The organism is Pseudomonadota bacterium, assembly GCA_039033415.1.
In the GTDB taxonomy this organism is placed as follows: domain Bacteria; phylum Pseudomonadota; class Gammaproteobacteria; order Xanthomonadales; family SZUA-38; genus JANQOZ01.
Genome location: JBCCCR010000031.1, coordinates 19,604 through 45,005, shown reverse-complemented (window position 1 = coordinate 45,005; position 25,402 = coordinate 19,604). Strand labels below are relative to the sequence as shown.

Annotated in this window: 25 protein-coding genes; 11 read left to right on the top strand and 14 right to left on the bottom strand. The window is 60.2% G+C overall.

Annotation, left to right across the window (positions count from 1 at the left end):
* Positions 1 to 103: 103 nt before the first annotated feature.
* The 5 genes from rplS to ffh all read right to left on the bottom strand — a co-directional run bounded on the left by rplS (position 104) and on the right by ffh (position 3,594).
* Positions 104 to 457 carry a 50S ribosomal protein L19 gene (gene rplS, locus AAF358_21595; protein MEM7708162.1) on the bottom strand — a complete coding sequence of 118 codons (354 nt, stop codon included), beginning with the start codon at positions 455 to 457 and terminating at the stop codon, positions 104 to 106.
* The gene (trmD, locus tag AAF358_21590; GenBank protein MEM7708161.1) at positions 457 to 1,218 is read right to left on the bottom strand and encodes a tRNA (guanosine(37)-N1)-methyltransferase TrmD; all 762 of its coding nucleotides are present in this window, start codon (positions 1,216 to 1,218) and stop codon (positions 457 to 459) included. Before trmD ends, rplS begins: the two co-directional genes overlap by 1 nt.
* A 68-nt stretch (positions 1,219 to 1,286) precedes the next feature.
* Positions 1,287 to 1,778 (bottom strand): ribosome maturation factor RimM, encoded by a 492-nt coding sequence (gene rimM, locus AAF358_21585; protein MEM7708160.1) that lies wholly within the window; start codon positions 1,776 to 1,778, stop codon positions 1,287 to 1,289.
* Between the two features lie 7 nt (positions 1,779 to 1,785).
* Complete coding sequence (gene rpsP, locus AAF358_21580) at positions 1,786 to 2,046, bottom strand: 30S ribosomal protein S16 (protein MEM7708159.1); 261 nt, start codon at positions 2,044 to 2,046, stop codon at positions 1,786 to 1,788.
* Positions 2,047 to 2,214: 168 nt separating this feature from the next.
* Positions 2,215 to 3,594 carry a signal recognition particle protein gene (gene ffh / locus AAF358_21575; GenBank protein ID MEM7708158.1) on the bottom strand — a complete coding sequence of 460 codons (1,380 nt, stop codon included), beginning with the start codon at positions 3,592 to 3,594 and terminating at the stop codon, positions 2,215 to 2,217.
* A gap of 87 nt (positions 3,595 to 3,681) precedes the next feature.
* Here ffh and ccsA point away from each other — a divergent pair, with 87 nt between their 5' ends.
* From ccsA to AAF358_21560, 3 genes are read left to right on the top strand one after another with little or no spacing between them, the layout of a single operon-like run.
* The gene (ccsA, locus tag AAF358_21570; protein MEM7708157.1) at positions 3,682 to 4,488 is read left to right on the top strand and encodes a cytochrome c biogenesis protein CcsA; all 807 of its coding nucleotides are present in this window, start codon (positions 3,682 to 3,684) and stop codon (positions 4,486 to 4,488) included.
* 12 nt (positions 4,489 to 4,500) lie between these two features.
* Positions 4,501 to 5,790 carry an HlyC/CorC family transporter gene (locus AAF358_21565; protein MEM7708156.1) on the top strand — a complete coding sequence of 430 codons (1,290 nt, stop codon included), beginning with the start codon at positions 4,501 to 4,503 and terminating at the stop codon, positions 5,788 to 5,790.
* A 50-nt stretch (positions 5,791 to 5,840) separates the two neighbouring features.
* Entirely contained in the window at positions 5,841 to 6,212 is a 372-nt protein-coding gene (locus AAF358_21560; protein ID MEM7708155.1) for a PilZ domain-containing protein, read from the top strand.
* 27 nt (positions 6,213 to 6,239) lie between these two features.
* On the opposite strand, the gene AAF358_21555 is transcribed toward AAF358_21560, so the two are convergent.
* A complete protein-coding gene (locus AAF358_21555; protein ID MEM7708154.1) occupies positions 6,240 to 7,115 on the bottom strand; it encodes an isocitrate lyase/PEP mutase family protein in 876 nt (291 codons plus the stop codon).
* A 229-nt stretch (positions 7,116 to 7,344) separates the two neighbouring features.
* On the opposite strand from AAF358_21555, the gene AAF358_21550 reads away from it, so the two are divergent.
* Both AAF358_21550 and AAF358_21545 read left to right on the top strand, forming a co-directional pair.
* Positions 7,345 to 7,572 (top strand): RNA-binding S4 domain-containing protein, encoded by a 228-nt coding sequence (locus AAF358_21550; GenBank protein MEM7708153.1) that lies wholly within the window; start codon positions 7,345 to 7,347, stop codon positions 7,570 to 7,572.
* A 23-nt stretch (positions 7,573 to 7,595) separates the two neighbouring features.
* Complete coding sequence (locus tag AAF358_21545; protein ID MEM7708152.1) at positions 7,596 to 8,876, top strand: MFS transporter; 1,281 nt, start codon at positions 7,596 to 7,598, stop codon at positions 8,874 to 8,876.
* Here the strand turns inward: AAF358_21545 and AAF358_21540 are convergent.
* The 4 genes from AAF358_21540 to AAF358_21525 all read right to left on the bottom strand — a co-directional run bounded on the left by AAF358_21540 (position 8,873) and on the right by AAF358_21525 (position 11,687).
* Positions 8,873 to 9,988: an NAD(P)-dependent alcohol dehydrogenase gene (locus tag AAF358_21540; protein ID MEM7708151.1), complete on the bottom strand. Its 1,116-nt coding sequence runs from the start codon at positions 9,986 to 9,988 to the stop codon at positions 8,873 to 8,875. The two genes, AAF358_21545 and AAF358_21540, sit on opposite strands and share 4 nt — an antisense overlap.
* A 154-nt stretch (positions 9,989 to 10,142) precedes the next feature.
* Complete coding sequence (locus AAF358_21535; GenBank protein ID MEM7708150.1) at positions 10,143 to 10,679, bottom strand: N-acetyltransferase; 537 nt, start codon at positions 10,677 to 10,679, stop codon at positions 10,143 to 10,145.
* Between the two features lie 37 nt (positions 10,680 to 10,716).
* Positions 10,717 to 11,058, bottom strand: a complete 342-nt coding sequence (locus tag AAF358_21530; protein ID MEM7708149.1) for a hypothetical protein — start codon at positions 11,056 to 11,058, stop codon at positions 10,717 to 10,719.
* Positions 11,059 to 11,108: 50 nt separating this feature from the next.
* Entirely contained in the window at positions 11,109 to 11,687 is a 579-nt protein-coding gene (locus AAF358_21525) for a hypothetical protein (GenBank protein ID MEM7708148.1), read from the bottom strand.
* A gap of 151 nt (positions 11,688 to 11,838) precedes the next feature.
* Between AAF358_21525 and hpaH the strand changes: the two genes are divergently transcribed.
* A complete protein-coding gene (gene hpaH / locus AAF358_21520; protein MEM7708147.1) occupies positions 11,839 to 12,681 on the top strand; it encodes a 2-oxo-hept-4-ene-1,7-dioate hydratase in 843 nt (280 codons plus the stop codon).
* On the top strand, positions 12,678 to 13,478 hold the full coding sequence (locus AAF358_21515; protein ID MEM7708146.1) for an aldolase/citrate lyase family protein: 801 nt from the start codon (positions 12,678 to 12,680) through the stop codon (positions 13,476 to 13,478). The genes hpaH and AAF358_21515 overlap by 4 nt, the downstream gene beginning before the upstream one ends.
* A gap of 24 nt (positions 13,479 to 13,502) precedes the next feature.
* On the opposite strand, the gene AAF358_21510 is transcribed toward AAF358_21515, so the two are convergent.
* The 4 genes from AAF358_21510 to AAF358_21495 form a co-directional block, all read right to left on the bottom strand.
* Complete coding sequence (locus tag AAF358_21510) at positions 13,503 to 14,357, bottom strand: fumarylacetoacetate hydrolase family protein (GenBank protein MEM7708145.1); 855 nt, start codon at positions 14,355 to 14,357, stop codon at positions 13,503 to 13,505.
* Positions 14,358 to 14,379: 22 nt separating this feature from the next.
* Positions 14,380 to 15,231 (bottom strand): 3,4-dihydroxyphenylacetate 2,3-dioxygenase, encoded by an 852-nt coding sequence (gene hpaD, locus AAF358_21505; protein MEM7708144.1) that lies wholly within the window; start codon positions 15,229 to 15,231, stop codon positions 14,380 to 14,382.
* A gap of 29 nt (positions 15,232 to 15,260) precedes the next feature.
* Positions 15,261 to 16,769: a 5-carboxymethyl-2-hydroxymuconate semialdehyde dehydrogenase gene (hpaE, locus tag AAF358_21500; protein MEM7708143.1), complete on the bottom strand. Its 1,509-nt coding sequence runs from the start codon at positions 16,767 to 16,769 to the stop codon at positions 15,261 to 15,263.
* Positions 16,770 to 16,962: 193 nt separating this feature from the next.
* Positions 16,963 to 17,907 (bottom strand): AraC family transcriptional regulator ligand-binding domain-containing protein, encoded by a 945-nt coding sequence (locus tag AAF358_21495; GenBank protein MEM7708142.1) that lies wholly within the window; start codon positions 17,905 to 17,907, stop codon positions 16,963 to 16,965.
* Between the two features lie 236 nt (positions 17,908 to 18,143).
* On the opposite strand from AAF358_21495, the gene AAF358_21490 reads away from it, so the two are divergent.
* The 4 genes from AAF358_21490 (at position 18,144) to AAF358_21475 (ending at position 25,190) form a co-directional block, all read left to right on the top strand.
* Positions 18,144 to 20,483 carry a TolC family protein gene (locus AAF358_21490; protein MEM7708141.1) on the top strand — a complete coding sequence of 780 codons (2,340 nt, stop codon included), beginning with the start codon at positions 18,144 to 18,146 and terminating at the stop codon, positions 20,481 to 20,483.
* Positions 20,484 to 20,602: 119 nt separating this feature from the next.
* Positions 20,603 to 21,598: an efflux RND transporter periplasmic adaptor subunit gene (locus AAF358_21485; protein ID MEM7708140.1), complete on the top strand. Its 996-nt coding sequence runs from the start codon at positions 20,603 to 20,605 to the stop codon at positions 21,596 to 21,598.
* 8 nt (positions 21,599 to 21,606) lie between these two features.
* A complete protein-coding gene (locus AAF358_21480; protein MEM7708139.1) occupies positions 21,607 to 24,714 on the top strand; it encodes an efflux RND transporter permease subunit in 3,108 nt (1,035 codons plus the stop codon).
* Positions 24,711 to 25,190 (top strand): potassium channel family protein, encoded by a 480-nt coding sequence (locus AAF358_21475; protein MEM7708138.1) that lies wholly within the window; start codon positions 24,711 to 24,713, stop codon positions 25,188 to 25,190. Before AAF358_21480 ends, AAF358_21475 begins: the two co-directional genes overlap by 4 nt.
* Positions 25,191 to 25,402: the final 212 nt, after the last annotated feature.

The window sequence follows — 25,402 nt, the reverse complement described above, 5'->3', positions numbered from 1 at the left end:
TGTTTCTGAGTGTTGCTAGGCAGTTGGGAGCGGATACCCCATTTTTCAAGCGCCCACAAAAAAACCCGGCGCGAACCGGGTTTTCTTGTCGACGCGGCGGGCGTTACCGCCGCGCGAGTTTCTCCTTGATCCGAGCCGCTTTACCCTCGCGACCGCGCAGGTAGTAGAGCTTGGCGCGTCGTACCCGACCGCGACGTTTGACGGTCACAGAATCGATCTGCGGGCTGTAGGTCTGAAAGACCCGCTCGACGCCTTCGCCGTGAGAGATCTTGCGCACCGTGAACGCCGAGTTCAAACCCCGGTTTCGCAGCGCAATCACCGTCCCTTCGAACGCCTGGAGGCGCTCGCGGCTGCCTTCAACAACCTTGACGTTGACCACTACGGTATCGCCCGGACCAAAATCCGGAAGCTCCCGGCCCATCTGTTCTTGTTCGAGTTGTTTGATGATGTCGCTCATCACGGTTCTCTCTGGTTTCGGGCACCGTCGTGCCGCTCTTGTAAAAATTCTTCCAGCAGGTGCGCCTCGTCAGGCGACATGCCACGTTCATTCAGCAGCTCTGGCCGCTTTAGCCAGGTCTGTCCCAGCGACTGCTTCAGCCGCCAGCGCGCTACCGCGCCATGGTCCCCGGACCGCAGGACCTCCGGGACTTCCTGTCCCCGCCACTCCACCGGTCGGGTGTAGTGCGGGCAGTCCAGCAAACCGCTGCTGAACGAGTCCTGGTCAGCAGACTCAGCGTGGCCCAGCGCCCCCGGCAGGAGACGGATCACGCCATCCAGCACCGCGGCTGCGGCCAGCTCGCCACCGCTCAGCACAAAATCGCCAAGCGACCACTGTTCCAAATTGGGCCGATCGAGCAGTCGCTCATCGACCCCTTCATAACGACCACAGAGCCAAACATTTCTGGGCTCCTCGGCCCAGCGCTCCAGGTCACCCTGACAGATCCGCTGGCCCTGCGGACTCAGATAGCGGATCGGCGCAGGCGCCGCATCCGCCAAAGCCGCGTCAATGCAGCTGGCCAGCACCGGCGCTGCCATCACCATGCCCGGTCCGCCCCCAAAGGGACGATCGTCCACGGTACCTCGGGCATCGGGGGCAAAGTCCCGGGGATTCCAGGTCTTTAGCTCCGCCAGGCCGTCGCGCAAGGCCCGACCGGTGACGCCCATTTCCAGACAACGGCTGAAACCGTCGGGAAACAGCGTTATCACGTCGATTCGCATCATCAACCCGCCCGGTCGCGTTCCGTGAGGCCGCTTCGGTCGACCCAGCGCCTGGCTCGGGCTGGTCGCTAAAGCGCCTCCGGATCCCAGTCCACCGTGATCCGTTTCGATCCGATGTCCACGCTCATCACGTAAACGCCCTGGACAAACGGGATCAAGATCTCCTGTGTACCCAGGACCACCATCACGTCGTTGGCTCCGGTGGCCATCATCCGATCCACCGTTCCGAGCGGCTGTCCATCGACAGTCTCAACGCTGCAGCCCTCGAGGTCGTGCCAGTAGTATTCGCCCGGCTCAGGCTCTGGCATGTCACTCTTTGGCAGCCAGATTTCCGCGTCTCGCCAGACCTCAGCGTCTTCGCGGCTGCTCGCCCCGGCTGGCCGCAGCAGCAGCAGCTTGCCGCGAACCTGACTCTCGAACTCAACCGCCGCACTGTCGCCCAAATACAGCGACTCGTAAGCAAACAGGCCTTCGCGCGGGTCGGTAAACGACAGCACTTTCAGCCAGCCGCGAAGCCCATGGTGGCCGGCCACGCGCCCTAAAACGACGCGCTCGACCACGGCTGACTTACGCTGCGGCCGCTTCGGCGGCTTGCGCTTCCTTCATGAGTGAGCGCACGCGATCAGAAATCTGCGCGCCAACACCCACCCAATGGGCGATGCGCTCGGCATCCAGGCGAAGACGCTCTTCCTGTCCCCGGGCTACGGGGTTGAAGAAGCCGACGCGCTCGATGTAACGTCCGTCGCGCTTGTTGCGCTGATCGGTCACGACCACGTGATAAAAGGGCCGCTTCTTGGCGCCGCCTCGAGACAATCTGATTCTAACCATTCTTATTAATCCTGCTGAGGGGCCACCGCGTGGCTACCTGCGCAAACAAAAGCGCGCCATTTTACATCACGGACGTCAAAAATAAAGGCTTTTGCGGGGTTTTTCGGCCCCGCTTCGGATACCGGTCCAGATCCCAGCCAGGCGGCCGGATCCTTGCGCCTGCGGCGGCTAACGCCCCGGAAAGCCGGGCGGCATCCCGCCAGGGGGCATCCGGCCCTGCATTTTTTTCATCAGGCCCTTCATACCGCCCTTGCCAAACTTCTTCATCATGCGCTGCATCTGGTTGTACTGCTTCAGCAGCTTGTTGAGGTCCTGGATAGTGGTACCGGACCCGTTGGCGACGCGGCGCTTGCGGGAGCCTTTATTCATTAAATCAGGGAACTGTCGCTCCTGGGGGGTCATCGAGTTGATCATCGCGATCATTCGAACGGTGTCGCGGTCATCCACCTTGGACTTCACCGCGTCCGGAATCTGACCCATGCCGGGCAGCTTGTCCATCATGGAGGTCATCCCGCCCATGTTCTGCATCTGCTCAAGCTGATCGCGAAAGTCCTCGAGGCTAAAGCGCTTGCCACGGCTGACCTTCCGCGCCAGCTTCTGCGCCTTGTCCGCGTCAACCTTTCGCTGTGCTTCCTCGACCAGCGTCAGCACGTCACCCATGCCGAGGATGCGTGATGCGATCCTCTCGGGATGGAACGCCTGCAGCGCGTCAGTCTTTTCCCCGACCCCCATGAATTTTACCGGTTGCCCGGTCACCTGGCGGACCGACAGCGCAGCGCCACCGCGAGCGTCACCATCAACCTTGGTCAGCACCACGCCGGTAATGGCCAACGCGTCGTGAAACGCCTTGGCGGTCGCGGCGGCGTCCTGTCCCGTCATGGCGTCCACCACAAACAGCGTCTCCGCAGGCGTAACAGCGCCAGCGATGCGCTGCACCTCAGCCATAAGCGCTTCGTCAATCGCCAGGCGCCCGGCGGTGTCGACGAGCAGCACGTCCATAAACTGTTTTTTGGCGGCGGCCAGCGCATCTTTGGCGATCGCCTCAGCTTTCTGACTGACGTCAGAGGGGTGAAACGCGACCTCCTCCTGCGCGGCGAGCGTCTGGAGCTGGTCGATGGCGGCTGGGCGATGCACGTCGCAGCTCACCACCATCACCTTCTTGCCGTGTTCGTTTTTGAGCAGTCGGGCGAGCTTGCCGGTGGTGGTGGTCTTACCCGAGCCCTGCAAACCGGCCAGAAGAATGACTGCCGGCGGCTGCACGTTCAGGTTGAGCGCCGCGTTTTGGCCACCCAGGATCTCGGTCAGCTCATCCTGAACCACCTTAATAAAGGCCTGATCCGGGCTGATTGAACGCAGCACCTCCTGCCCCAACGCACGTGTCTTAACCTGCGCAACAAACTGCGTCACCACCGGCAGGGCAACGTCGGCCTCCAGCAGCGCTATGCGGACATCGCGGAGCGATTGGGTGATGTTCTCTTCGGTGATGCGGCCGTGGCCACGGACCTGTTGGAAGGTTGCGGCGAGGCGATCTGACAGCGACTGGAACATAGGAGCCGAATACCAATAACTAAGCGGGAGGCCATTATAAGCCGGCAAAGCGGGCATCACACCGCCGATTTATGCGATGATTTCCGGATGAGTCCGGTCATTGCGGGTCTGCCCAGCATCTTTCTCTATATTGTCGGCGCAACGCTTGCGCTGATGCGCATTCGCGCGCCCAGCCAGGACGCACACCGCCGGCCGCTGCTGCTCGCCATCGCCGCCGCTGCGCTGTGCCACGGTGCGTTGCTCTGGATCCTGAGCGGCTCTGAGGGTCAGCTGAATCTCGGGTTTTTCTACATGCTGTCCGCCGCTGCCTGGCTCACGGTCATGATGGTGCTCGCGGGCACGCTCATTCGACCGGTGATGAACCTGGGATTGGTTTTGTTTCCCCTGGCCGCGTTGACCGTATCGCTCCAGCTGGTCTGGGGCGTGAAGATTGTGGTGCTCAAGGAACTCGGCTGGCAACTCAATGTTCACGCGGCCCTGTCGGTGATGGCGTTCGCCCTGCTCTGTATCGCCGCCGCCCAGGCGACCGTGATCCTGCTGCAGGATCGGGCCCTGCGGGGCGGTGGCCTGCTGGTGCTCAACAACCTGCCACCGCTACAGCGGATGGAACAGCTGTTGTTCCAGGTCATCACCATGGGTTTTCTGTTGCTCACCCTGGCCCTGGTCACCGGGATGCTGTTTGTCGACGACATGATGGCCCAGCATCTGGTCCACAAGACCGTTCTGTCGATCTGCGCCTGGGTGGTTTTTGGCCTCTTGCTCTGGGGCCGTTGGCAGTTTGGCTGGCGCGGACGCACCGCTGTCAGGCTGACCCTGGCCGGCGCCGCCGTGTTGCTGGTCGCCTATTTTGGGAGCAAACTGGTTTTGGAACTGATTCTGAAGCGAGTTGCCTGACAGGCCCCAACCTTGGACGACATTCCCCTAGCGTACCTGCTGATCGGCCTGGCGGTCCTGCTCCTGCTGTCCGGCTTCTTCTCCTCTTCCGAAACCGCCCTGATGGCGGTGAATCGCTACAAGCTTCGGCATCGCGCCAGCGAAGGTGACAAGAAGGCCGCGCGGGTTGCCAAACTCCTGGCAGAGCCCGACCGGCTGATCGGCATCATTTTGCTCGGCAACAACCTGGTCAACATCTTTGCTACCAGCCTGGCCACGGTGATCAGCATCCGCCTCTACAGCGACCTCGGGCCGATCATCATGCCGTTTGTGTTTACACCTCTGGTGCTGATCTTCGCCGAGGTGGCCCCCAAGACCTGGGCTGCGGTGCATCCCGAGAGCCTGGCTTATCCGGTGTCGTCGCCCCTGGGCTGGCTGCTGCGGCTGCTTTACCCGGTGGTTGCGCTCATCAACTGGGCCGCCAACGGCTTGCTGAAGCTGTTTGGTATGCGGTCTTTCAGCCGATCCGATCAGCTCAGCCGAGACGAGCTGCGCACCATGCTCAGCGACTCCAGCACCCGCGCCACCGGCAGCTACCGGTCCATGTTGCTCAACATCCTGGATCTTGAGCAGGCCAGCGTATCGGACGCCATGGTGCCGCGTAACGACATGGTGTGCCTGGACCTCAAGGACGACTGGGGAAGCATCGTTGATCAGATCCGCAACAGTTTTTATACGCGGCTGCCGGTGATCGAAGGCGATTTTGAAGAGGTCACCGGCGTGCTGCACGTGCGCACCGTGGTTAATCGGCTCGCCGCCGGTACGCTCGATCTGGCCTCCCTTCGTGGACTGATACGCAAACCCTATTTTGTCCCGGAGACCACCAGCCTCACCCAGCAGCTGCTGGAGTTTCAGGAGCGGGAGCGGCGCCTGGGGCTGGTCGTAGACGAATACGGCGACATTCAAGGGCTGATTACACTGGACGACATCCTGGAGGAAATCGTCGGCGAATTTACCACCGAGCCGCGCAACCGAATTCGCCGCCCGACGCGCCGCCGCGACGGGACCCTGCTGATCGACGGGGCGGAGAACGTGCGCTCCCTGAACCGCCGGCTCGGCTGGGCGCTGCCAACCGAGGGCCCGCGGACCGTCAACGGTCTGCTGCTGGAACACCTGCAGACCATTCCAGAGGCGGGCACCGAGGTGCTGATCGACGGCCTGACCTTCACGATCACCGCACTGCACGATAACGTCATCAAAAGCGTAGAGGTTCGTGGTGCGCCACCGGAGGGTGCGGGGGTCACCCAGCCTACCGTGCACTGAGGCGTGTTTGAGATATAATCCAGACGCTCCTGTTTTTTCAGGCTTTTATTGTGAGTGAGTCCGAGCCCAGCGGCGCTGAACGCCGCCGCTTTTCCCGCTTCAACATCGAGGCCCGCGTACACCTGTACTCGGGTTCGCAGGCCTGGGAAAGCGAGCTGATCGACATCTCACTGAAAGGGGCGCTCCTCAAGCGTCCCGAAGACTGGTCCGGTAAGCAGGGTGACTTCTACCGCATCGAGGTCAAGCTCGAGGGCAGCGCCATCATCAGCATGTCGGTGACGGTGGCGCATGTGGCCGACCAGCGCATTGGCTTTATCTGCCAAAAGATCGACATGGACAGCTTTGTCCACCTGAAGCGGCTGGTGGAACTCAACCTCGGTGACGCCTCGCTGCTTACGCGGGAGCTCAGCAGCCTGGGCTGACCCAATGCCCGCCGCGACGGCCAGCGATCAGTCCGACTGGTGACCCACCCCCCAGCGCTTTTCAAAGTCCCACACGTCCTCGAAGCCCAGCAGCACACACATCTCCTGAAAGTCGAAGCGCGGCACCGGCGAACCCTGGCTGGTACCGGTGGCCTTGATGTGTTTAAGCGCCGACTCCACCGCCGCCATGGCCGATAGCGCGGTGATGGCCGGAAAGATGGCAAGCGAGTACCCGATTTCCTGAAGCTTGTCTCCACTAAAGATCGGCGTATGGCCTCCGTCCGCCATGTTGGCCATCATGGGATGTCCAATGGTGGCCGTCGCCTTACGCATCTCCTCCTCGGTCTCCAGCGCCTCAACAAACACCAGATCTGCACCAGCTTCTGCAAACGCCTGCCCCCGCTCCAGCGCCACGTCGAGGCCGTAGTCCGTGCGGGCGTCGGTCCGGGCGATGAGCAGCATGTTGCTGTCGGTGCGCGCATCGAGCGCCACCTTGATCTTGTCGACCATCTCCTCCAGCGGAACGACCATCCGGTTCTTGGTGTGCCCACACTTTTTGGGAAACACCTGGTCTTCAAACTGGAAGCCTGATACGCCAGCCTTTTCGTAACCCTTGACCGTATGGTGAAGATTCAGCAGGCCGCCATATCCCGTATCCGCATCAGCGACAACCGGGGCGTTGCTGATCTCACACAGGCGGCTGACGCGGTTTAACATATCGGTGAAGGTCGCGATGCCGGCGTCGGGGATTCCCAGATAGGAAGCGGTGAGCCAGTAGCCTGAGGCGTAGACGGCGTCGAAGCCGATTCCGTTGGCGATGTGGGCCGCCATCATGTCAAAAACGCCCGGCGCAACCACCATCTGCTGGTTCTCAATCATCTGCCTCAAGCGAGGATCAGCCATTGCCTGTCTCCCTGTCAGCCCGAGCAGCAGGCGGCTGGCCGGGTCGGTTGGTATTTTTGTTGAAGGTCTGGCACTGCCGCCGTCACCCTGCCACTATTACACACCCGTCCGTCAGCGCATATCGGGCTCAGGCCCCGCCGTGCTGGCTCGGCGGCGGTGATTTTGGCCCACCCATCTTAGTGGGCCGCAACACGGGAGCAACCAGGCGCTGTCCCAGCAGGAAGTTGAATTGAACCGGCAGCCCGTTGAGCTGTTCAAGGTGCTCAAGATCAGCGGCGTCGTCGGCAGCGGCGGTGAGGCCAAGATGCTGATTGCTGCCGGCGCGGTCCTCGTCAACGGCCAGATCGAAACCCGAAAACGGCGCAAAATTGTTGATGGAGATCAAATCGTGTTCGAGGACGAACATCTCATCGCCCGATGCATGGCGTCTCCGTCACCTGATCCCGCCAACCACTGATTCCATAGGTTGAGATTCACCCGATGAAAAAAATTGACTACGCCTGGTGGGTCCTCGCCGGCCTGTTTCTGCTCTACATGGCCACTAACGGAATCCTGCTCAACACGCTGCCGCTGCTCTATCCGGAGTTGACGGCTGAGTTTGGCTGGAATGAAGCGGAGGTTACGCGCCCGGCGTCTCTGTTTCTGCTGCTGACGGCGCTGCTGACGCCGATCTTAGGCGCGCTGTGCGATCGCTACCCCGCTCGGCGAATCATGTTCTTTGGCGTCATTCTGATTGTGGTGCCGCTCGGCTTCTACGCCCACATCAGCACGCTCAACCAAATGACCCTGATTTACCTCACCTGCTCCGTCGGTCTGGCTGGCTGCGGCCTGGTGGCGAGCATGCTCATTTTGTCACGCTGGTTCGTCGAGCGACGAGGCCTCGCGGTGGGCATCTTTCTGATGGCCTCGAGCCTCGGCGGCGCGCTTTTTCCGCTGCTGGCCAAAACCACCCTGGCCGAACAGGGCTGGCGTGAGGCCATCACGCTCATCGCCATCGTGGGCGGGATCATGATGGGTATGGGGCTGCTGCTGATCCGCAACCAGCGACCCGATACGGATCGTACCGATGAAGAAGCGGCGCCAAAGGCTTCTGCCGTCGAGCCAGCAAACGTCCCCGGCATCACCCTCATGGAGGCCGTCAAGCTGCCGGCGTTTTACCTCATGATGGTGGCAACCGCCGCGCTGTGGTTTTGTATCGTCGGCATCCTGCAGCACCAGTCGATTTTTCTGGGGCAGGACCTCGGGGTCGATCGAGGCGAGCTGCCGGTGATCTTCAGCGTGTTTTTCTGGAGCGCCATTGTCGGGAAAGTGTTGTTTGGCTACCTGGGCGACCACTTCAACAAAGTGTGGATCCTGCTGCTGTCGATCATCAACCTGATGCTCGGACTGGTGGTGCTCCGCATGGTTGACCCGAGCAGCAACCTGACGCTCTTTGGCTACGCGGTGGTTTACGGCGTCGGTTTTGCCGGCGCCTTCTCGGCCATCCAGCTTGTGCTCGCAGAGTTTTTTGCTGGACCCTCTTACGGTCGAATTCTCGGTCTGTTCACCATGGTGGACTCGCTGGCCGGTGCGGCTGGCATCCAGTTCCTGGGCATGCGCCGGGTGGCTGACGAGAGCTACCTGCCCGCGCTCAACGGGCTGATCATCATGTTGATTGTGGTGGCCGCTCTGGTGGCGCTGCTGCGGCGTTTTCAGCCGCAGCGCTCAACCACCGCTGGGTCAGACACGGGGTCGGAGCCCGGGCCAGCACCCGCCAGCTAGAGTGATTCGGGGTCGATCTCCAGAATGATCTTGCCCCGGGCTCGTCCAGACTCCGAGTAGGCAATCGCGTTGCGAACATCCGCCAGGTCGAAACGCTGATCGATGACGGGCGTGACTTCCCCCGCCCCCATCATCGCGGCCAGCTTCTCCACCGACTCCTGGGTCAAAACCGCCAGGAGGGTCTGAATCTCCTGATCGACAAAGGGTCCGACGATCATGGTCTTGATGGTCGGCACCAGAGGGGCGATCCAGTCACCTTTTTTGCCGCCCACAATCACGAGTCTGCCCGTGGGCACAAGAACTCCCCGCAGGCGCGACAGCGAGTGGTTGCCGACGTTGTCGACGATGAGGTCGTACTGCTTGTCCTGCTCGGTAAAATTCTCGACCTTGTAGTCGATCACGTAGTCCGCGCCGAGCCCCAGCACCAGCTCCCGATTGCGGCCGCTGCAAATGCCGGTGACCTCCGCCCCCATCGCCTTAGCGATCTGGACCGCAAACGTCCCTACGCCGCCCGAGGCACCGTTGATCAGGACCTTCTCACCGCGTTGGAGCTTCCCTTTGTCGGTGAGCGCCTGCAGCGCGGTGACACCGGCGATTCCCACGCCAGCGGCCTGCTCAAAGCTGATGTTCTCCGGGATGATGGCAATCGCCCGATCTTCTGAGCGCACCACATATTCGCCAAACGCGCCGTTCGCGCCACCAAAGACGCGGTCACCTTGCTTAAACCGGGTTACACCGGGACCAATGGCCTCGACGGTGCCGGCGAAGTCCACGCCGACCCGTTGATCACCGGGCTTGCCGATGCCCGACATCAACCGCATCACGTAGGGGGTCCCCCGCATGAAGTGCCAGTCGAGCGGATTGACGCCGGCGGCAACGATCCGGATCAAAACCTCTTTTTCGCCGACCGTCGGGCGGTCCTCACGGGTAAGGGTCAACACCTCTGGGCCGCCGTAACAATGCTGGACCACCGCGGTCATCGCGTCGGGTGAATCGGAGGACGGGATATCTGCCGGACAGTCGCTGTTACGGCTGATGGCAACCAGCAGCACCGCAAAGGCGCCGGCGAGCAGACCCAGAAATCCAAATCCTAGCTTGTAGCGCTTTTTCATCTGACGGCGTGGCCTCAGGTCAAAGAAGAAGCGCAAGAATAGTCATCCCAATGCAGCCACGACAGGGCCAAAAGACCCAGCGGCGATCGGGCTGGTCGGCGAGGACGTTGTGACATCGCAGACCTCAGCCTTCGAGGGATTCCGCTGGTTGCTTCTACCAGAGCCCCGGGTCGGATAACGCCGTCACGCACGTAAGCTTGCAGGATGAGGGCAGCTCAACCTCAGGGTCGATGACCCGCGCCTGCCAGCCGTGGGGGTATTGGAGCGGATACGGCGCCTCAAAGGTCAGCGCTACCTCTGAGCTGAAATCAAAACGGCCGTAGTAGCCTGGATCACCGTAGACAAATACCAACGCCACGCCGGCATCCGTGAGGTGTTGCATACCATAACGAACGAGCTGTGAGCCGATGCCCGACCGCTGCAAGCCGGCCGCCACGCCCAGCGGGGCCAGAATAGAAGCTCGTAACTCGGGAGATCCGCTGAGAGACACTTTGCTGAACGCCACGTGACCCGAAGCCGTCCCGTCCGTCACGGCCAGTAGATTGAGGGTTTCGGGGCTGTCCGCCTCCCCCAAAAGCCTGGCCGCCAGCTCGGCGACCTCCTGGCTTTCGCTATCGTCGAAGGCGCTCAGATGAAGCTGCCGCACAACTTCAGCGTCTCCCTCGCCGGCTGTCCTAATAATGGTTGTCACTGCGGGACCTTCGCCATGGTGATGACGAACCGGGAACTCATCCCGCGCCGCTGGTGCGCTGGTAGGACTCTTTGAGCCACTTTTTCCAGAGGCGCTTCGGCAGCGGTTGGTCCGCGGAAAACCGAGCGGTCACCCAGCCGGTTTTGCCAACTTCAAAACGCTGCGGTGCTTCCTCGGCTAGCTCTCTCGCTTGCGGCATTGACTGATCCAGCTTGAACATCGCCTTGTAGCCCTGCCCTTTAGGCCCGGGCCCAATAAACAGAAACGTGCCTTTGCCCACCTTGAATGACTGCTGGTTGCACGACTTCCCGGTGACCGCCGAGGAATAGCCGGCCGCCTCGGTACGAATCGCTTCCGTCGGATCGAGTGTTGCTGCCATGGATGCCCCTCCTGCCCCGCTGACAAGTTTGCTGACCTGATGCTGCTACATCAGGTCGTGACAACGCCAATCATAACAAGGCTGACCAGCCAGCCGATCGAGCCGAGACAAAACAGCACAGCGACGGCACCGTGATAGCGCTCGCTGGCCGTTTTGAGGCCGCCGACGAACAAAACGAACTCCAGCCCCAGGGTGATGAACTGGCCCGGCGCCAGCGGAAGACCAATCGCCAGGTGTTCCAGCAAACCGTCGACGATGTCAGTCAGGACAAACAGCAGCCCGAGACTGAAGAAACGCACGCGATTGGCCTCAAAGTGCGCGCGAAAATCGGTTACCTCGCCGCCCCGAACCGGAAACAGCAGACCACTCATCAGGTAAATCACCATGCAATAGGCAACCAGATTCAGGAAATGCCACACGCTGAAGACTTCAACGTCTGAAAGCACAAAATTGCCCAGCCAGACCAGTACGCTGACAAACAGCAAGTTGGCGACCCACAGCAGGTGGACCCAATAGACCCGAGCCTGGACCCGACGATCGAGAATCAGCGACAACCCACCCAGCAGGTGAACAATCGCCAAGCCCAGGATGATCGAAAGAAAAACGGAGATGTGTTCAAAAATGCTCATAGTGAGGCGGCATTACAGCAAATTTTTGTCGTCCTGCCGCAGGATCTGGCGAATGCTTGCCCTGACTGACGGGGCCTCGTCCTGCATCGCGAGTATTAACAACTGATTCGTTGGCCAGCTTGCCTTAACAACCCGCCTGCAGTTAGTTAACATGTTTTCTTTCTCCTCAACGGCTCACCCAACGCTGATGCCCATCACCGAAGATCAGATTCTAGCGGCCGCTCAGCAGCTCTACGAAGCTGAGCGGCAGCGCCGGCAAATACGGCCGCTTTCCCTGTCGATTCCCGATATGACTCTGGAGGACGCCTACGCGATCCAGAAAGCCTGGGTGGACCGCAAGATCCAGGACGGTCGAACCGTCACCGGCTACAAAATTGGCCTGACCTCGCGCGCAATGCAGCTGGCCATGAAAATCGATACCCCGGACTTTGGCGTCCTGCTCGACGATATGGACTTTTCCTCAAGCGACGAAATCTGTGCCGGCGACTTTACCGATCCGCGTATTGAGGTCGAATTTGCGTTCGTTCTCAAAGCGCCACTGTCCGGCGACGACGTCACCGTTGACCAGGTTTTGGCGGCTACCGACTATGTCGTGCCAGCACTGGAGCTGATTGCAGCGCGAAGCTTTCGCGTGGACCCGGAGACCGGCTATACCCGAAAGGTCTTTGATACGGTCGCCGACAACGCCGCCAACGCCGGCTACCTTCTGGGCAAACAGAAGGTTCGACCTTCGGCCATCAATCTCCCCTGGGCCGGCGCCATGCTGCGGCTCAACGGCGAGGTGGAGGAGACCGGCCTGGCCGGTGGGGTCATGGGTCACCCGGCGCATGGTATCCGCTGGGTCTGCCGACGCTTTGCCCCCTACGGGATCGGACTGGAGCCAGGCCAGGTGGTGCTCGCCGGCTCTTTCACTCGGCCAGTGCCGGTCAAGGCTGGCGACCACGTACTGGCCGACTATGGCCCCCTGGGCAAGATCGACGTGAGATTTATATGAACAGGCTTCAACGCAATGCCATGCTCTCCCGGCTCGAAACCGGTGAACCTCAATACGGCCTCTGGCTAGGCATCCCTGACGCCTCGGTTGCAGAAATCTGTGGCATGGCGGGCTTCGACTGGCTGGTGGTGGACCATGAGCATGGACCGTTCGAACTGAGGGATGTCATGCATCACCTCAGAGCGCTCGCGCCGCACGACGTAGCGCCCATCGTGCGCCCCGTCGACGGATCGCCGGCGTTGCTGAAAAAGCTCTGTGACATCGGCGTTCAGAGCTTTGTAGTGCCGATGGTGGATACGCCGGATCAGGCTGCAGAGCTAGTCCGGGCCGTCAAGTATCCACCTGATGGCATCCGCGGCATGGGTACCTCGATGGCACGAGCCGCCGGCTGGAACACGGTTCCTGGCTATCTTCATGACGCCAACAGGGAGATGTGTGTGGTTGTTCAGGCAGAGACCGTGCAGTCGCTAGAAAATCTACCCGCGATCGCCGCCACCGACGGCATCGACGGCGTGTTTTTTGGTCCATCTGATCTTTCCGCGTCCATGGGGCACGTTGGCGGCGTGAGCCACCCCGAGGTGATCAGGGCCATCAAAGATGGCATCGCCACCGTCCGAGCAGCAGGCAAGTATGCGGGACTGCTTTGCCTCGATCCGGCCGAGATCGGAGACTACGTAGCCGCCGGCGCCAGCTTTGTCGGCGTGGGGGTCGACACGCTGCTGATCGGCAATGCCGCCAGAGCGCTGGCTGCCCAATGTCGCGGAACTGACGAGGACGACTCGCCCGCCGGCTACTGAAGAGGCTGCCGCCGTTTGAAGTGGTTACGCCGGTTCGTCTTCCACCGTATTGCGCAGCGTCCCGATTCCGCTGACCTCCACCTCCACCACATCGCCGGGTTTTAGATAGCTGGGTGGATCCAGCCGCGCACCCGCGCCGGTCGGGGTCCCGGTCACGATGATGTCGCCAGGACGCAGCGTCATGAAAGTCGAGATGTAGGCGATCTCCTGGCGCACCGGAAACATCATGTTGGCCAGGACATCGTCCTGCCGGACCTCGCCGTTTACCCGCGTCTGAATCCGCGCTTCGTCCAGCTGAGACGCGTCTGTGAACGGCGCCAGCCATGGCCCCATAGCGCCCGAGCAGTCCCAGTTCTTGCCCTGCGTCACGTTGAACTTCGCGTGGCGAACCCACTCCCGGATCGTGCCTTCGTTGCAGATTGTCAGGGCAGCAATGTGATCGTAAGCCTCGGCCGCCGCAACTCGCCGGCCGGCTTTGCCGATCACAATCGCCACCTCCCCTTCGTAGTCCAGCGTGTGGCTTTCGGGTGGTCGAACCAGCGGTCGATTGTGGCCGGTAAAGCCGCTGGCAAAACGCGGAAACAGCGACATAAATTTGGGCTGCGCGCTGCCATCCTGGTATTCGGCGTTTCGGTCCGGAAAGTTCACCCCGACGCAGAGGATGCGGGGTGCGTTCGGCAGAACCATTTCCCAGACGAAGTCGGTGTGGGTTGGGCCGCTGCCGTTGGCCGCGTCGATTAGCTGGGCCAACCCACCCTCAGCGACCGCATCATAGAGCGTCGGCCACTGCGGAAAAGCAGGTGACAGCGCCAGCATGCCCTCCTCGGTGACAGCGCCGTAAAACTGCTCACCGTCGGCACGGTAGGTGGCCAATCGCATTATCGCTTTCCCCTCATGCTGACTAGACGGGGAAAACCACGTTGGTCTGCCCCGTGCCCGACGATGGGAAGTACTCGGTAATCACCTCACAGGGCGAGTCGTATCGATCCCAGCCGAGTGCCCCATAAAGCATCGCCGTATCGTGCATAAAACCTTCCCCGGTACAGTGCCTGGCGTAGTCACCCAGCATCTTCAAAAAGGTTGCGTGATCGCCGCGCTGCCACATATCCAGCACGTGCAGGTCCATCTGCCGATTGAACTCAGAACTGATCGTGAACGTTCCGTTGTTGGCGGCATAGTCTTTGTTGGCCCAGATTTGATGACTGAGCGAGCCGGAGGCAACCAGCAGCACGCGGCTGTCGGACGCTTCAACGGCGTCCCGGATCGCCTCGCCCAGCAGGCGACTCTCCTCGTGGGTATGGACCGTACACCAAGCGCCGACCGATACAACCTTCATCTCGTGTTCCCGGGACATGAAGCGCATGGGGACCAGCGTGCCGTACTCCAGCTCGAGGCTGTCCAGATGATGGCAAAGGGTATAGATCCCTTTTTCGGTAGCGGTTTGAGCAATCGCGTCGCCCAACGCCGGGTTCCCGGCGTACGCGTACTCGAGATTCTGGATGAACTGCGGAAACTCGTTGGAGGTAAACAGGCCCTCAAACCGCTCGTTGGCGTTCACGTGAAAACCCGCGTTGATCACCCAATGCGTGTCGCAGATCACCACCGTATCCACCTTCGCCGCCCGGGCTCGGCGCGCGATTTCCAAATGCCCACTGATGGCCGCGGCACGCTTGCCTTTGATCGGCCCCTCCTGCTCTGACATAAGCAGCGTGGGCACGTGCGTCATTTTCGCGGCGAGTACAATTTCTCCCATGGCTTCCTCTGCGTCTGACTCTTAGCCAATCACGCGCCTAGGCGCATCATTTTGTGCTGACCGGTGGCGAAACCCACGTGCTTTTGCTCCATATAGAAATCGAACGACCAGTCTCCGCCGTCGCGCCCGATACCCGATGCCTTGATGCCTCCGAAGGGTGTCGGCAGGTGCCGAACGTTCTCGGAGTTGACCCAAATCATCCCGGCTTCGAGCTGGTCGGTGAAGCGCAGCGCCCGCGTCAAATCGTTGGTCCACACATAGCCTGTCAGGCCGTACTGCGTGTCGTTGGCGATCGCCAGGGCTTCTTCTTCCGTGGCGAACGGAATGGAGGTTAGCACCGGACCAAAGATCTCCTCCTGAGCAATCCGCATCTGGTTATTAGCGTTGGTAAACAAGGTCGGGCGGATGAAATAGCCGTGATTGCCGATCGTTTCTCCCCCGGCAGCAACGGTCGCCCCGTCCTCTTTGGCAATCGCAAAATAGGACGTAACCTTGTTGTAGTGTTCTTCGGTGACCAGCGGCCCAATCTCCGTCGCCGGGTCCAGCGGGTGGCCCACCTTGATGTTGTTGATCCGCTCGATCAGCTTGGCCTCAAAAGCCTCCTTGATGGAGTCCTGAATCAGCAGCCTCGACGACGAGGTGCACCGCTCTCCATTGATGGAGAAAATCATAAAGATAACCGCGTCGAGCGCACGCTCCAGGTCCGCATCGTCGAACACAATGACCGGGTTTTTGCCGCCCAGCTCAAGGTGCATGCGCTTGAGCGTGTCCGCCCCTTGTTTGGTGATGATCGCCCCCGTGCGGCTTTCACCCACGAACGCAATTGCTTTGATGTCCGGATGTTCGGTTAGACGCTTGCCCGCGTCGTGGCCATAGCCGTTAACCGTGTTGAGGACGCCGGGCGGCAGGCCAGCCTCTTCAGCGATCTCCACGAGCAGCCGAGCCGTGAGCGGCGAGTCTTCCGCCGGCTTGTGCACCACCGTACAACCGGCGGCCAGCGCCGGCGCAATCTTCCAGGTGGAAAGCATAAACGGTGTATTCCAGGGCGTGATGACGCCAACTGGACCAATCGGGACCCGCGTTGTGATGTTCATCAGGGTGGGCGATCGGAGCTGCTGACCGTCGCGCGCTGCGGTGACCTGATCGGCAAAGTACCGGAAATTCTCGGCACCCCGCAGCGCTGCCTTGGACATAAAGCGGATCGTTTGGCCGGTATCCCAGCATTCGCACAGCGCAATCTCTTCAGCCCGACCTTCGATGGCCTCAGCAACGTTGATCAAAATCTTCTTTCGCTGAAGCGCAGGCATATCACGCCAAGCAAAAAAGGCGTCACGGGCAGCTTCTGCCGCTTCATCGACGTCAGCGGGTGTGGACTTTGCAACTTGGCAAATCAGGGATTTGTCGACCGGTGAGAATAGATCGAACGTTCCAGCGCCACCCCATGAGTCGACGCCATTAATTCGATTAAGGATGCCCGCCTGACGGAATCGCTCCAGGTAGGTTCCCAGCTTTTCAACGTTACTGCTGACCGCGGTCATGCTGTCGTCTCCCACAGTTTCGGAGCAAAAGGGTCACGTGTTGCGGGTGCCTTTATTTAACGTGTTAAATATTAACGCGATACCGAGGGGTGTCAAGCGTCAAAAGACAATGTTGTTCAGCTGTCGCTAGCCGAAGACCGAGCTGACGCGACAAAAAAGCCCTGAAAATCAAACCAAACGGGCATGGGTGACGTTACTCGATGCCTCGCGAACGTCGAAAGTAGGACGGCGTTTGCTCGGTCCAGCGCTTGAATGCCCGTCGGAAAGCCCGATCGTCAGAATAGCCAACCAGCTGAGCGACCTGCGCTATCGAGAACTCCGGGTCACCCAGTAGCTCTTCGGCAAACTCTGCGCGAACCTCATCGATCAATTGATTGAGCGTCAACTGATAAGACGCCGCGAGGCGCTGCGCCGACCGAAGACTCATATAGGCCTTCTCGGCGGCTGCCCGACCATCAAAAACGCCGATGCTGGCGTTATCAGCAATCGCCGAGCGAAGCTTCGAAAGTTGTGCCGGATAGCCGGCTGCCATGATGTGTTTAATGGCCTGCGAAAAATGTTCATCGACATAAGAGAACATCTCGGCGTTGGCGTGACTGATCGCGGCTGTCATCTTGTCGGCGTGGAAAATGATCCCGGACTCGGCCTGTTCAAATTTTACCGGCACTTCAAAGTATTCATGGTAAGCCTGTTTAGGACCCCAGGCAGCGTATTGCAGCGAAATGCCCTTCACTGCGCCCTCAACTTTGAGTACTTCACGAACCAACCGGACAATTAGGGCCGCGGCAAGCTCAGAGGTTCGGCCTTCGTCAATAGCGTCGCTAGGGTGTGTGCCCTGCAGCATCACCGCGCCATCAACTTCGACCAAAGCCACCTCCAGGCGATCGGCCAACAGCACTCGGTTTTTCGCCAGCAGGGAAAGCGCCTCCTCCAGGTTACCGGCAAACTGCATGCCCTCGGCGAGCCCGGCGAAACACGAAAACGGTGCCGCCCTGGCCATCTTCAAGGTCAGCGCCTCATCCGAGGACTCCTTCCATACCGCGTGCCAGAGCCTGGGCAGCACGTCATCCGGCAAGCGCTCGTTTGGGTTCACAAGTTGTAGACCCGTAACGCCGCATGCCTCATTGATCTTATTCATGGTCCAGCCGCGTGACAGCAGAAACGCGGCCGTCGTCGCACCAAAGGTCGCGTGGGCACGCGGCGTGGTCACAATGGCGCGTTTTGTCCGACTATTTGAGTTCAAAGTCCTGCCCGATCCGAGGCACGTGATGCACACTTGAGTCCGGTTATATACACGCCCCCCCCGGGCACCTGTCAAGAAAAAGGATCAGCAGTTGCTTTCAGTGAGACGGCCCGTGGTGTGTTGGATCATTGATGTTTCTCGTTAACTTGAAGCGGAACCATTGGGTCGTATGGCTGGCCGTCCTGTTCTGCCAGCTTAGTGCTGCGGCAACCGTCAATATCGCGGTCGTTGGCGATCCAACCAGCTCGCTCGATGCGGTATCTCGCGCACAGCTTCGATCGGAGCTCAGCAGCCTTAGCGACACACAGCTGACTTACCAGATTCTGGAAGACGATGACTTTTCCCATCGATGGACGGCCGACAGCGCGCGGCAAGCCATCGAGCGTGCGCTGTCCGATTCCCGCGCCGACATGGTAATCGCCCTCGACATCATCGCCAGCAGCGTGGCGGCGGATTTTCGTCCAGCAAAACCCTTGATTGCTGCCACCGTCATTCAGCCGGAGATCCAAGGTTTTTCGGTGACTGACGCCGGGTCCAGCGCTATCGAAAACCTGCACCTGCTCACTACGTCGCTGGACTTTGCCGGCGCACTGGCAGAATTTCAGGCGGCAACCGGCGCCGAACACGTAGCGGTTCTGATCGACGCCAGTCTCCTCAGCGCAGTGCCGAGCATCGCCGTGCTGATTGATGAGCTTCAGGCGTCTGTCGATTTCGCGCTGAGCGTGCTAGAGCAAGACCCGGCGGATTCGACGACGCTCGGCTTTGTCCCGGAAGGGGTTGACGCACTGTTCGTCACGCCACTGCAAAAGGTGAGTCCGCAGGACTACAGCCAGCTGATCCGCCGCGCCGAGGCGTCAAAACTCGCAACCTTTTCCTCGCTTGGCCGCGGGGATGTGCTTGCCGGCTTCCTGATGGGTCGCACCCTGGTAATCCCGCCCGACCAACTCGCGCGCCGGCTGGCGATCGATGTCAGAGATCTCGCCCTCGGCCGATCGACAAAGGATCTGGTGATTACGCTGGACGTTCGCGACCGTCTGGTGATCAATCGCCGAACCGCAGAAGCGATTGGATTCCAGCCGTCATTCGAACTGATTTTCGCCTCAGAGATCCTGAATGAGGACCTTCCCACAGGCCGGGTCCTGACGCTTCGGGCGGCGGTCGAGGAGGCGCTCGAACGCAATCTGCAGCGTGCCATCGCAGCCCGCGATCTCGATGTGGCCCGCGAAGACAGCAACGTCGCCAAGGGTGCGCTGCTGCCACAGCTGACCGGTGACCTCAGCTGGTTGGACCAGGATCGAGACCTGGCACTGAACGGTCCGACGACAACCACGCAGGCTAGCCTGACGCTCGCGCAGAACATCTACTCCGAGCAGCTCTCAAGCAGCTATCGGTCCCAAAGGTTTCTCGAGCAGGCGCGAGACGCGGATTTGTACGCCACCGAGCTGGACGTGATCGAGACCGCTGCACAGACTTACCTCGGGCTGCTGATCGCCAAGACCGAACGGGATATCCAGATCGAAAATCTTGACCTGACTCGCGCAAACCTCGAAAGAGCCAAGTTCCGATACCAGGTCGGTTCGACGAGCCGATCTGAGGTGTTTCGTTTTGAGACCGAACTCGGGATCGACCAGCAGAGTGTCACTCAGGCGCAGGCGGCTTACGAGCAGCAGCAGTTTGAGCTGAACCGGGTGCTCCAACAGCCGATCGCCCTGCCGTTCCAGGTGGATGAAACCGGCATCGTCACGCCTCAGATCTTTGGCGACGACCGTTTTGACCGATTCCTGGCGGGTCCCGTCGGCGTGGAAACGCTTAGCGACTTTTTGGCCGAGAAGGCGCTCCTGAACGCTCCGGAACTAGCCTCGCTCCGAGCTGAGATCGACGCGCAAGATCGTCTGTTGCTCGCCGCCGAGCGTCGCCGCTATGTCCCCACAATCAGCGCGGTCGGCGAGGCCAGCGAGATAATCGATGATCGTGATGCGCTGGTAAGCACCGACTTTGACCGAGACTGGAGCGTCGGCGTTGAGGCGACCTGGAGCCTGTTCGAGGGCGGGGCCATTCGCGCCGCCCAGCGACGTGCTGAGTTTCAGCTTGATTCGCTGGAGCTCACCCTGCAACAAACCAGCGACATCATCGAAGCGCAAGCACGCTCGGCGCTTGCTGACGTGGTGTCCAGCCGACTCAACATCGGATTTGCGAATGAAACCGCCAACGCGGCCCGCAGCACGCTGGACCTCGTAACCGATTCCTACGTTCGGGGCACGGCCAGCTACATTGACTTGATCGATGCACAAAATGCTTTCATCAGCGCCAGACTGGCAGCCGCCAACGCGGTCTTTACCCATCTGCAGAACCTGGTACGGCTACAGCGCAGCGTGAGCTTCTTTGACTTTGCGGTGTCCACCAGCGAAGCGGATGCCTGGCTTGAGCAGCTGCTGGATTTTGCCCAAGCAAACCAAGGGACCAATCGATGATGCGTGGACTCTCAAACCTTCCTAGCTCACCCGCACTGCTATTTTGCACGCCCCTCATTTGCGCGCTCTTGACCGGGTGCCAGGAAGAACCGCCTAACCGCGAGCCGCCGCTGAGGCCGGTGAAGTCTATCGTCGCAGGCAGCGGTTCTGCCGCATTGCGCGAGCGCGTATTCAGCGGCTCAGCGCGATCAGCGGAAGAGGCCGAGCTCAGTTTTAAGGTCTCAGGGACGGTCGCGGACGTGCCGGTCAATGTTGGAGACGCGCTGGCGCCGGGCGAACTGGTCGCCGCGCTCGATCAGGAAACGTTTGCCGTGGAGCTCGAACAGGCCCTGGCGGACCAGGCTAGTGCCAACGCCAGTCGACGAAACGCCGAGGCGGAATACCAGCGCGTACGCCAGCTATATACCAACGACAACGCTTCGCGCAATGAATTAGACACGGCGCTGGCTGATGCGGAGTCAGCGAAAGCGTCACACAACGCCTCCATTCAGGCGGCGAGACTCGCTCGACTGAATCTGCAGTACACCCGCCTTCTCGCGGCAGCGAGCTGCACCATCGCTGACCTGCAGATCGAAAGCAACGAGAACGTCACTGCCGGCCAGACGGTGGCGACGGTGAACTGTGGTGAAGGCTGGGAGGTGCAGCTGTCGGTGCCTGAGAGCCTGATAGCCTCGTTTTCCAACGGGCTGGCCGGCTCAGTCCGCTTTCCCGCGTTTCCGGAGCGGACCTTTGAAGGCATCGTCTCAGAGGTTGGCGTCGGCACGGGCAACAGCCGAACCTTCCCGGTGACGCTGGCCCTGACCACCCTGCCCGATGAGATCCGCGCCAACCTGGCGGCTGAAGTCCGTTTCCAGTTTGTCGGCGCGGAAGCGGATTCGCAACGCCTCTATCTACCGGCTGCAGCGGTCGTAAAAGACGAAAGTGGCACTTTCGTCTACGTCGTAGCACCTACGGATCAGCGCTCCGGCGCGGCGATGCTCGAGCGTCGCCCGGTCAGCACCGGCGAGCTGTCCGAGCTCGGCATGGAAATACTCAGCGGCGTGGCCGCGGGCGAGCGGGTTGTCACGGCCGGGCAGATTAACGCCCGGGACGGCATGCTCGTTCAGCAGCCCTAGGTCAAAAGATGAACCTAACCGCCGCCGCGATTCGCTACAACCGCGTCACGATCACCGCCGTGATCGCGCTTTTTTTCAGTGGCCTGACTGCCTACCTGGCGCTGCCCAAAGCCCAGGATCCCGGCTTCACGATTCGCGTTGCCACAGTAACAACGTTCTTTCCTGGTGCCAGCCCAGAACGCGTTGAGCAGCTGGTCACCGACGCGATTGAAGAAGAAATTCAGGAGATGCCCGAAGTCGATGAGATCACCAGCGAGTCGATCACCGGCGTTTCCATTGTTACGGTCGAATTCAAAGACAGCTATGACAACATGCAGCCGATCTTTGACGACATGCGAACAAAGGTTGAAAACGTCACGTCGGAATTGCCCTCAGGAACGAGCACACCACTCGTCAATGACGAGTATGGGGACACTTATGGCCACCTCTACGGCCTCGTTGGGCGGGGATTCACACCGAAGGAGCTACGCGACGCCGCATTGGATATACGGGACTTGCTGCGGAAAGAGCCGGACGTGGCCAAAGTCGATCTCTACGGCGACATCGAAGATGCCATCTACATTGAATACGACAACGCCCGGCTAACCGAGCTGGGCGTTTCCCCGCAGCAGCTTGAGCAAATCCTTGAGTCATTGAACATCTTATCCTCCGGCGGTGACGTGACTGTCGGGCGAGAAAAAATTGTGCTCGAACCGACGGGCAATCTGGACACCGTTGAGGATCTGGCCGAATCCATCATTGAAATTCCCGGCAGCCGAGCCCTGATTCAGCTTGGCGACGTGGCCCAGATCTACCGTGCCTACGAGGACCCGGTGAGCGATAAAGCGAGCATCAGCGGCGAGCCCGGAATCCTGCTGGCCGTCTCCATGCGCGATGGGGGCAACATACTGACGCTCGGCCAGCGCCTGGATGAACTGACCGAAGTTGTCGAGCAGTCCCTGCCACTTGGCATGTCCGTCAAACCGATGTTTCTCCAATCTAAGCTAACCGGGAACAGCGTTGACGCGTTTGTTAGCAATCTGGTTCAGGCGGTGGCAATCGTCATCGTCGTGATGGTGATTTCCCTGGGTATCCGGACCGGCCTGGTGGTGGCAGCTCTGATCCCCGCAGTGATGGTTTCGACCTTTGTTTTCATGTCGTTTTTCGATATTGGAATCGATCAGATCTCGCTGGCCGCGCTGATCATCGCCTTGGGACTTCTGGTGGACAACGCCATTGTTGTGGTCGAAGCGGTCATCGTTCGCCGGCAAAACGGCGAATCGACGCTGGACGCCGCCGTGCACGCGGCGGGTGAAATGATGGTTCCCCTGCTGATATCCTCGCTGACCACCGCAGCGGCCTTCACGCCCATAGCCCTGGCGGAGTCAGCCGTCGGCGAATTTACGGCGTCCATTTTCTATGTGGTGACCATCGCGTTGCTGCTGTCCTGGACGCTCGCCATGACGTTTATTCCCATGCTTACGCCTTTTATCAGGGTCGAGGTGCGAGGCGCTGACGCGCCCGACGAGTTCAACACCGCGTTCTACCGCTGGTATCGAGGCCTGCTGGCCGGGGTGATGCGTATACGACTGTTGTTTGTCTTGCTGGTTGTTGGCCTATTTGTCGGAGCCATCGCCTGTATGAGGTTTGTGCCGCAGGTGTTTATTGCGCCTTCAGAAGATCCCGCGCTGACCGCTACGATTGAGCTCCCGCCGGGTTCAGATATTGCCGCAACCGAGCGCATGGTGAGCGATATTGAACAATTTCTTCAAAGCCAGCGTGTCGACCCGTCCAATCCGGAAGCAATTGGAGTCACCGGTTGGACCGGTTTAATTGGCACCGGAGGACCGCGCTTTGTGCTGGCTTTCACGCCGGAAAATCCTCGCAATTCGCTGTCCGCATTTATCGTCAACGTTAACGGCAGTGCCTCGCTCGACCCCGTCAAGCTCGCCGTTGAGGATTTCGTCTTCAATCATCATCCGGACGCACGGCTGCAGATCAAACGGCTCGCCAATGGGCCGCCCGTGGCTTACCCAATCGAGATAAAGCTGTATGGACCGGAGTTTGACGAACTTTTTGCGCTCCAGTCCGAAATCAAAGCCAAGCTATGGGACTACGACGTGGTCACCGCCGTGAAAGACACCTGGGGCCCACAGAGTAAGAAAATGGTGGTAGAGGTGGACCAGGCACGAGCATTCCGGGCCGGCGTCACCAATCAGGATATCGCCACATCGCTCAACGCCAGCCTGACGGGCGTTCAGCTCAGCGAGTTTCGGGAGGACGATGAGACGATTCCGATCATGATGCGATCTACCAGCTCCGATCGTGATGACCTGAGCAAGCTAGAGAACATCACGATCTTCGCTCAAAGCACCGGAGCGGTTGTCCCGCTTAGCCAGGTGGCGGACGTGGACGTTGTCTGGGAGCCCGCTCGAATCGAGAGGCTCGACCGGGAACGGATGATCACCATTCAAGTCCAGCTCGAGATCGGCGTCACGGTGGCCGAAGTGCTCGAGACCTTTCGGCCCTGGCTAGAGGACTTCAGACAAAGCTGGAAGTCTGGCTATGGATACATTGAGGGTGGGGAAACCGAAGAATCCGACGAGGCGGCAAGCTCCGTACTGGCGGCGATGCCGGTTGCCGTCGTGGCGATCGTGATGCTGCTGATTTTACAGTTTAACTCCATGCGCAAATCAGCCATTGTGCTGATCACGATTCCGCTTGGCCTCATCGGCGTTGTCGCCGGACTGCTCATCACCGGAATGGATTTTGGCTTTTTCACCTTCCTGGGGATTATTTCGCTGTCGGGCATCGTCATTAACAACGCGATTGTGCTGCTCGATCGCATCAAGCTGGAGATCGAGGAGAACGGCCTGTCTCCTGATCGGGCGATCGTTGAAGCCGCGCAGCAGCGTGCCCGCCCGATTCTGCTCACCACAGCGACCACGATAGGCGGCATGCTGCCGCTATGGCTGAGCGGTGGACCGATGTTCGAAACCATGGCCGTAGCCATCCTTTTCGGGTTGCTGTTTGCCACCGGCATTACGCTGCTCCTGGTCCCCGTACTGTATTCACTGCTGTTTCGGACTCAGAAGGCAACTCCGTCGAGCGAGCCGTTGCTGGAACCGGCGCCGTGAGCGAACCGCAGTTCCTGCTGGGGATTGCGCTTTCTCTCATCACCGTGTTGTTCCACATGACAGCGCTCAGCTATCTCGGGTTCCTGTTATGCCTCGCGTTTCCGGCACCATCGGTGGGCAGACATTCTCCGCGACGCCCCGCCTTTCTCAGCCTCGCTGTCCTCGCGCTGATTGCGGTTCATTTGCTGGAAGCCACGCTGTGGGCACTGGTCTATTGCGAGCTAGAAGAATTCGATACGCTCCCTAATGCGCTTTACTTCTCTGTCGTTACCGCTACCACGCTAGGCTTTGGCGACATCACGCTGTCTACAAACTGGCAGCTGCTCAGCGTGTTTGAGGCGATGACCGGCTTGCTGCTGTTTGGCGCGAGCACCGCCTGTATATTTCAGCTGATGACCAAAACGCTCCCCGACCCTTTTCCACCCGAGGACCATGGTCCGGACCCGTTGACGACAACCCAAGACAGCGCCCCGTGAGACAATGACAATTCAGCAATCTCTGTACCTCAAGCCTGCTCATTGCAGTCACGCTAATATGCGCGGCGTGATCCAGTATTCGAACCCTGATGCCGACGCCGATGGTTTATGGGCTAGGCAACGAGGCGCTCGATCCAGCGTTGACCAGCTAAACCGTAGAAGTGCTGTATGCCATCGACCGCGCGCCCACCAACGACCCGGAAACCGGCCAG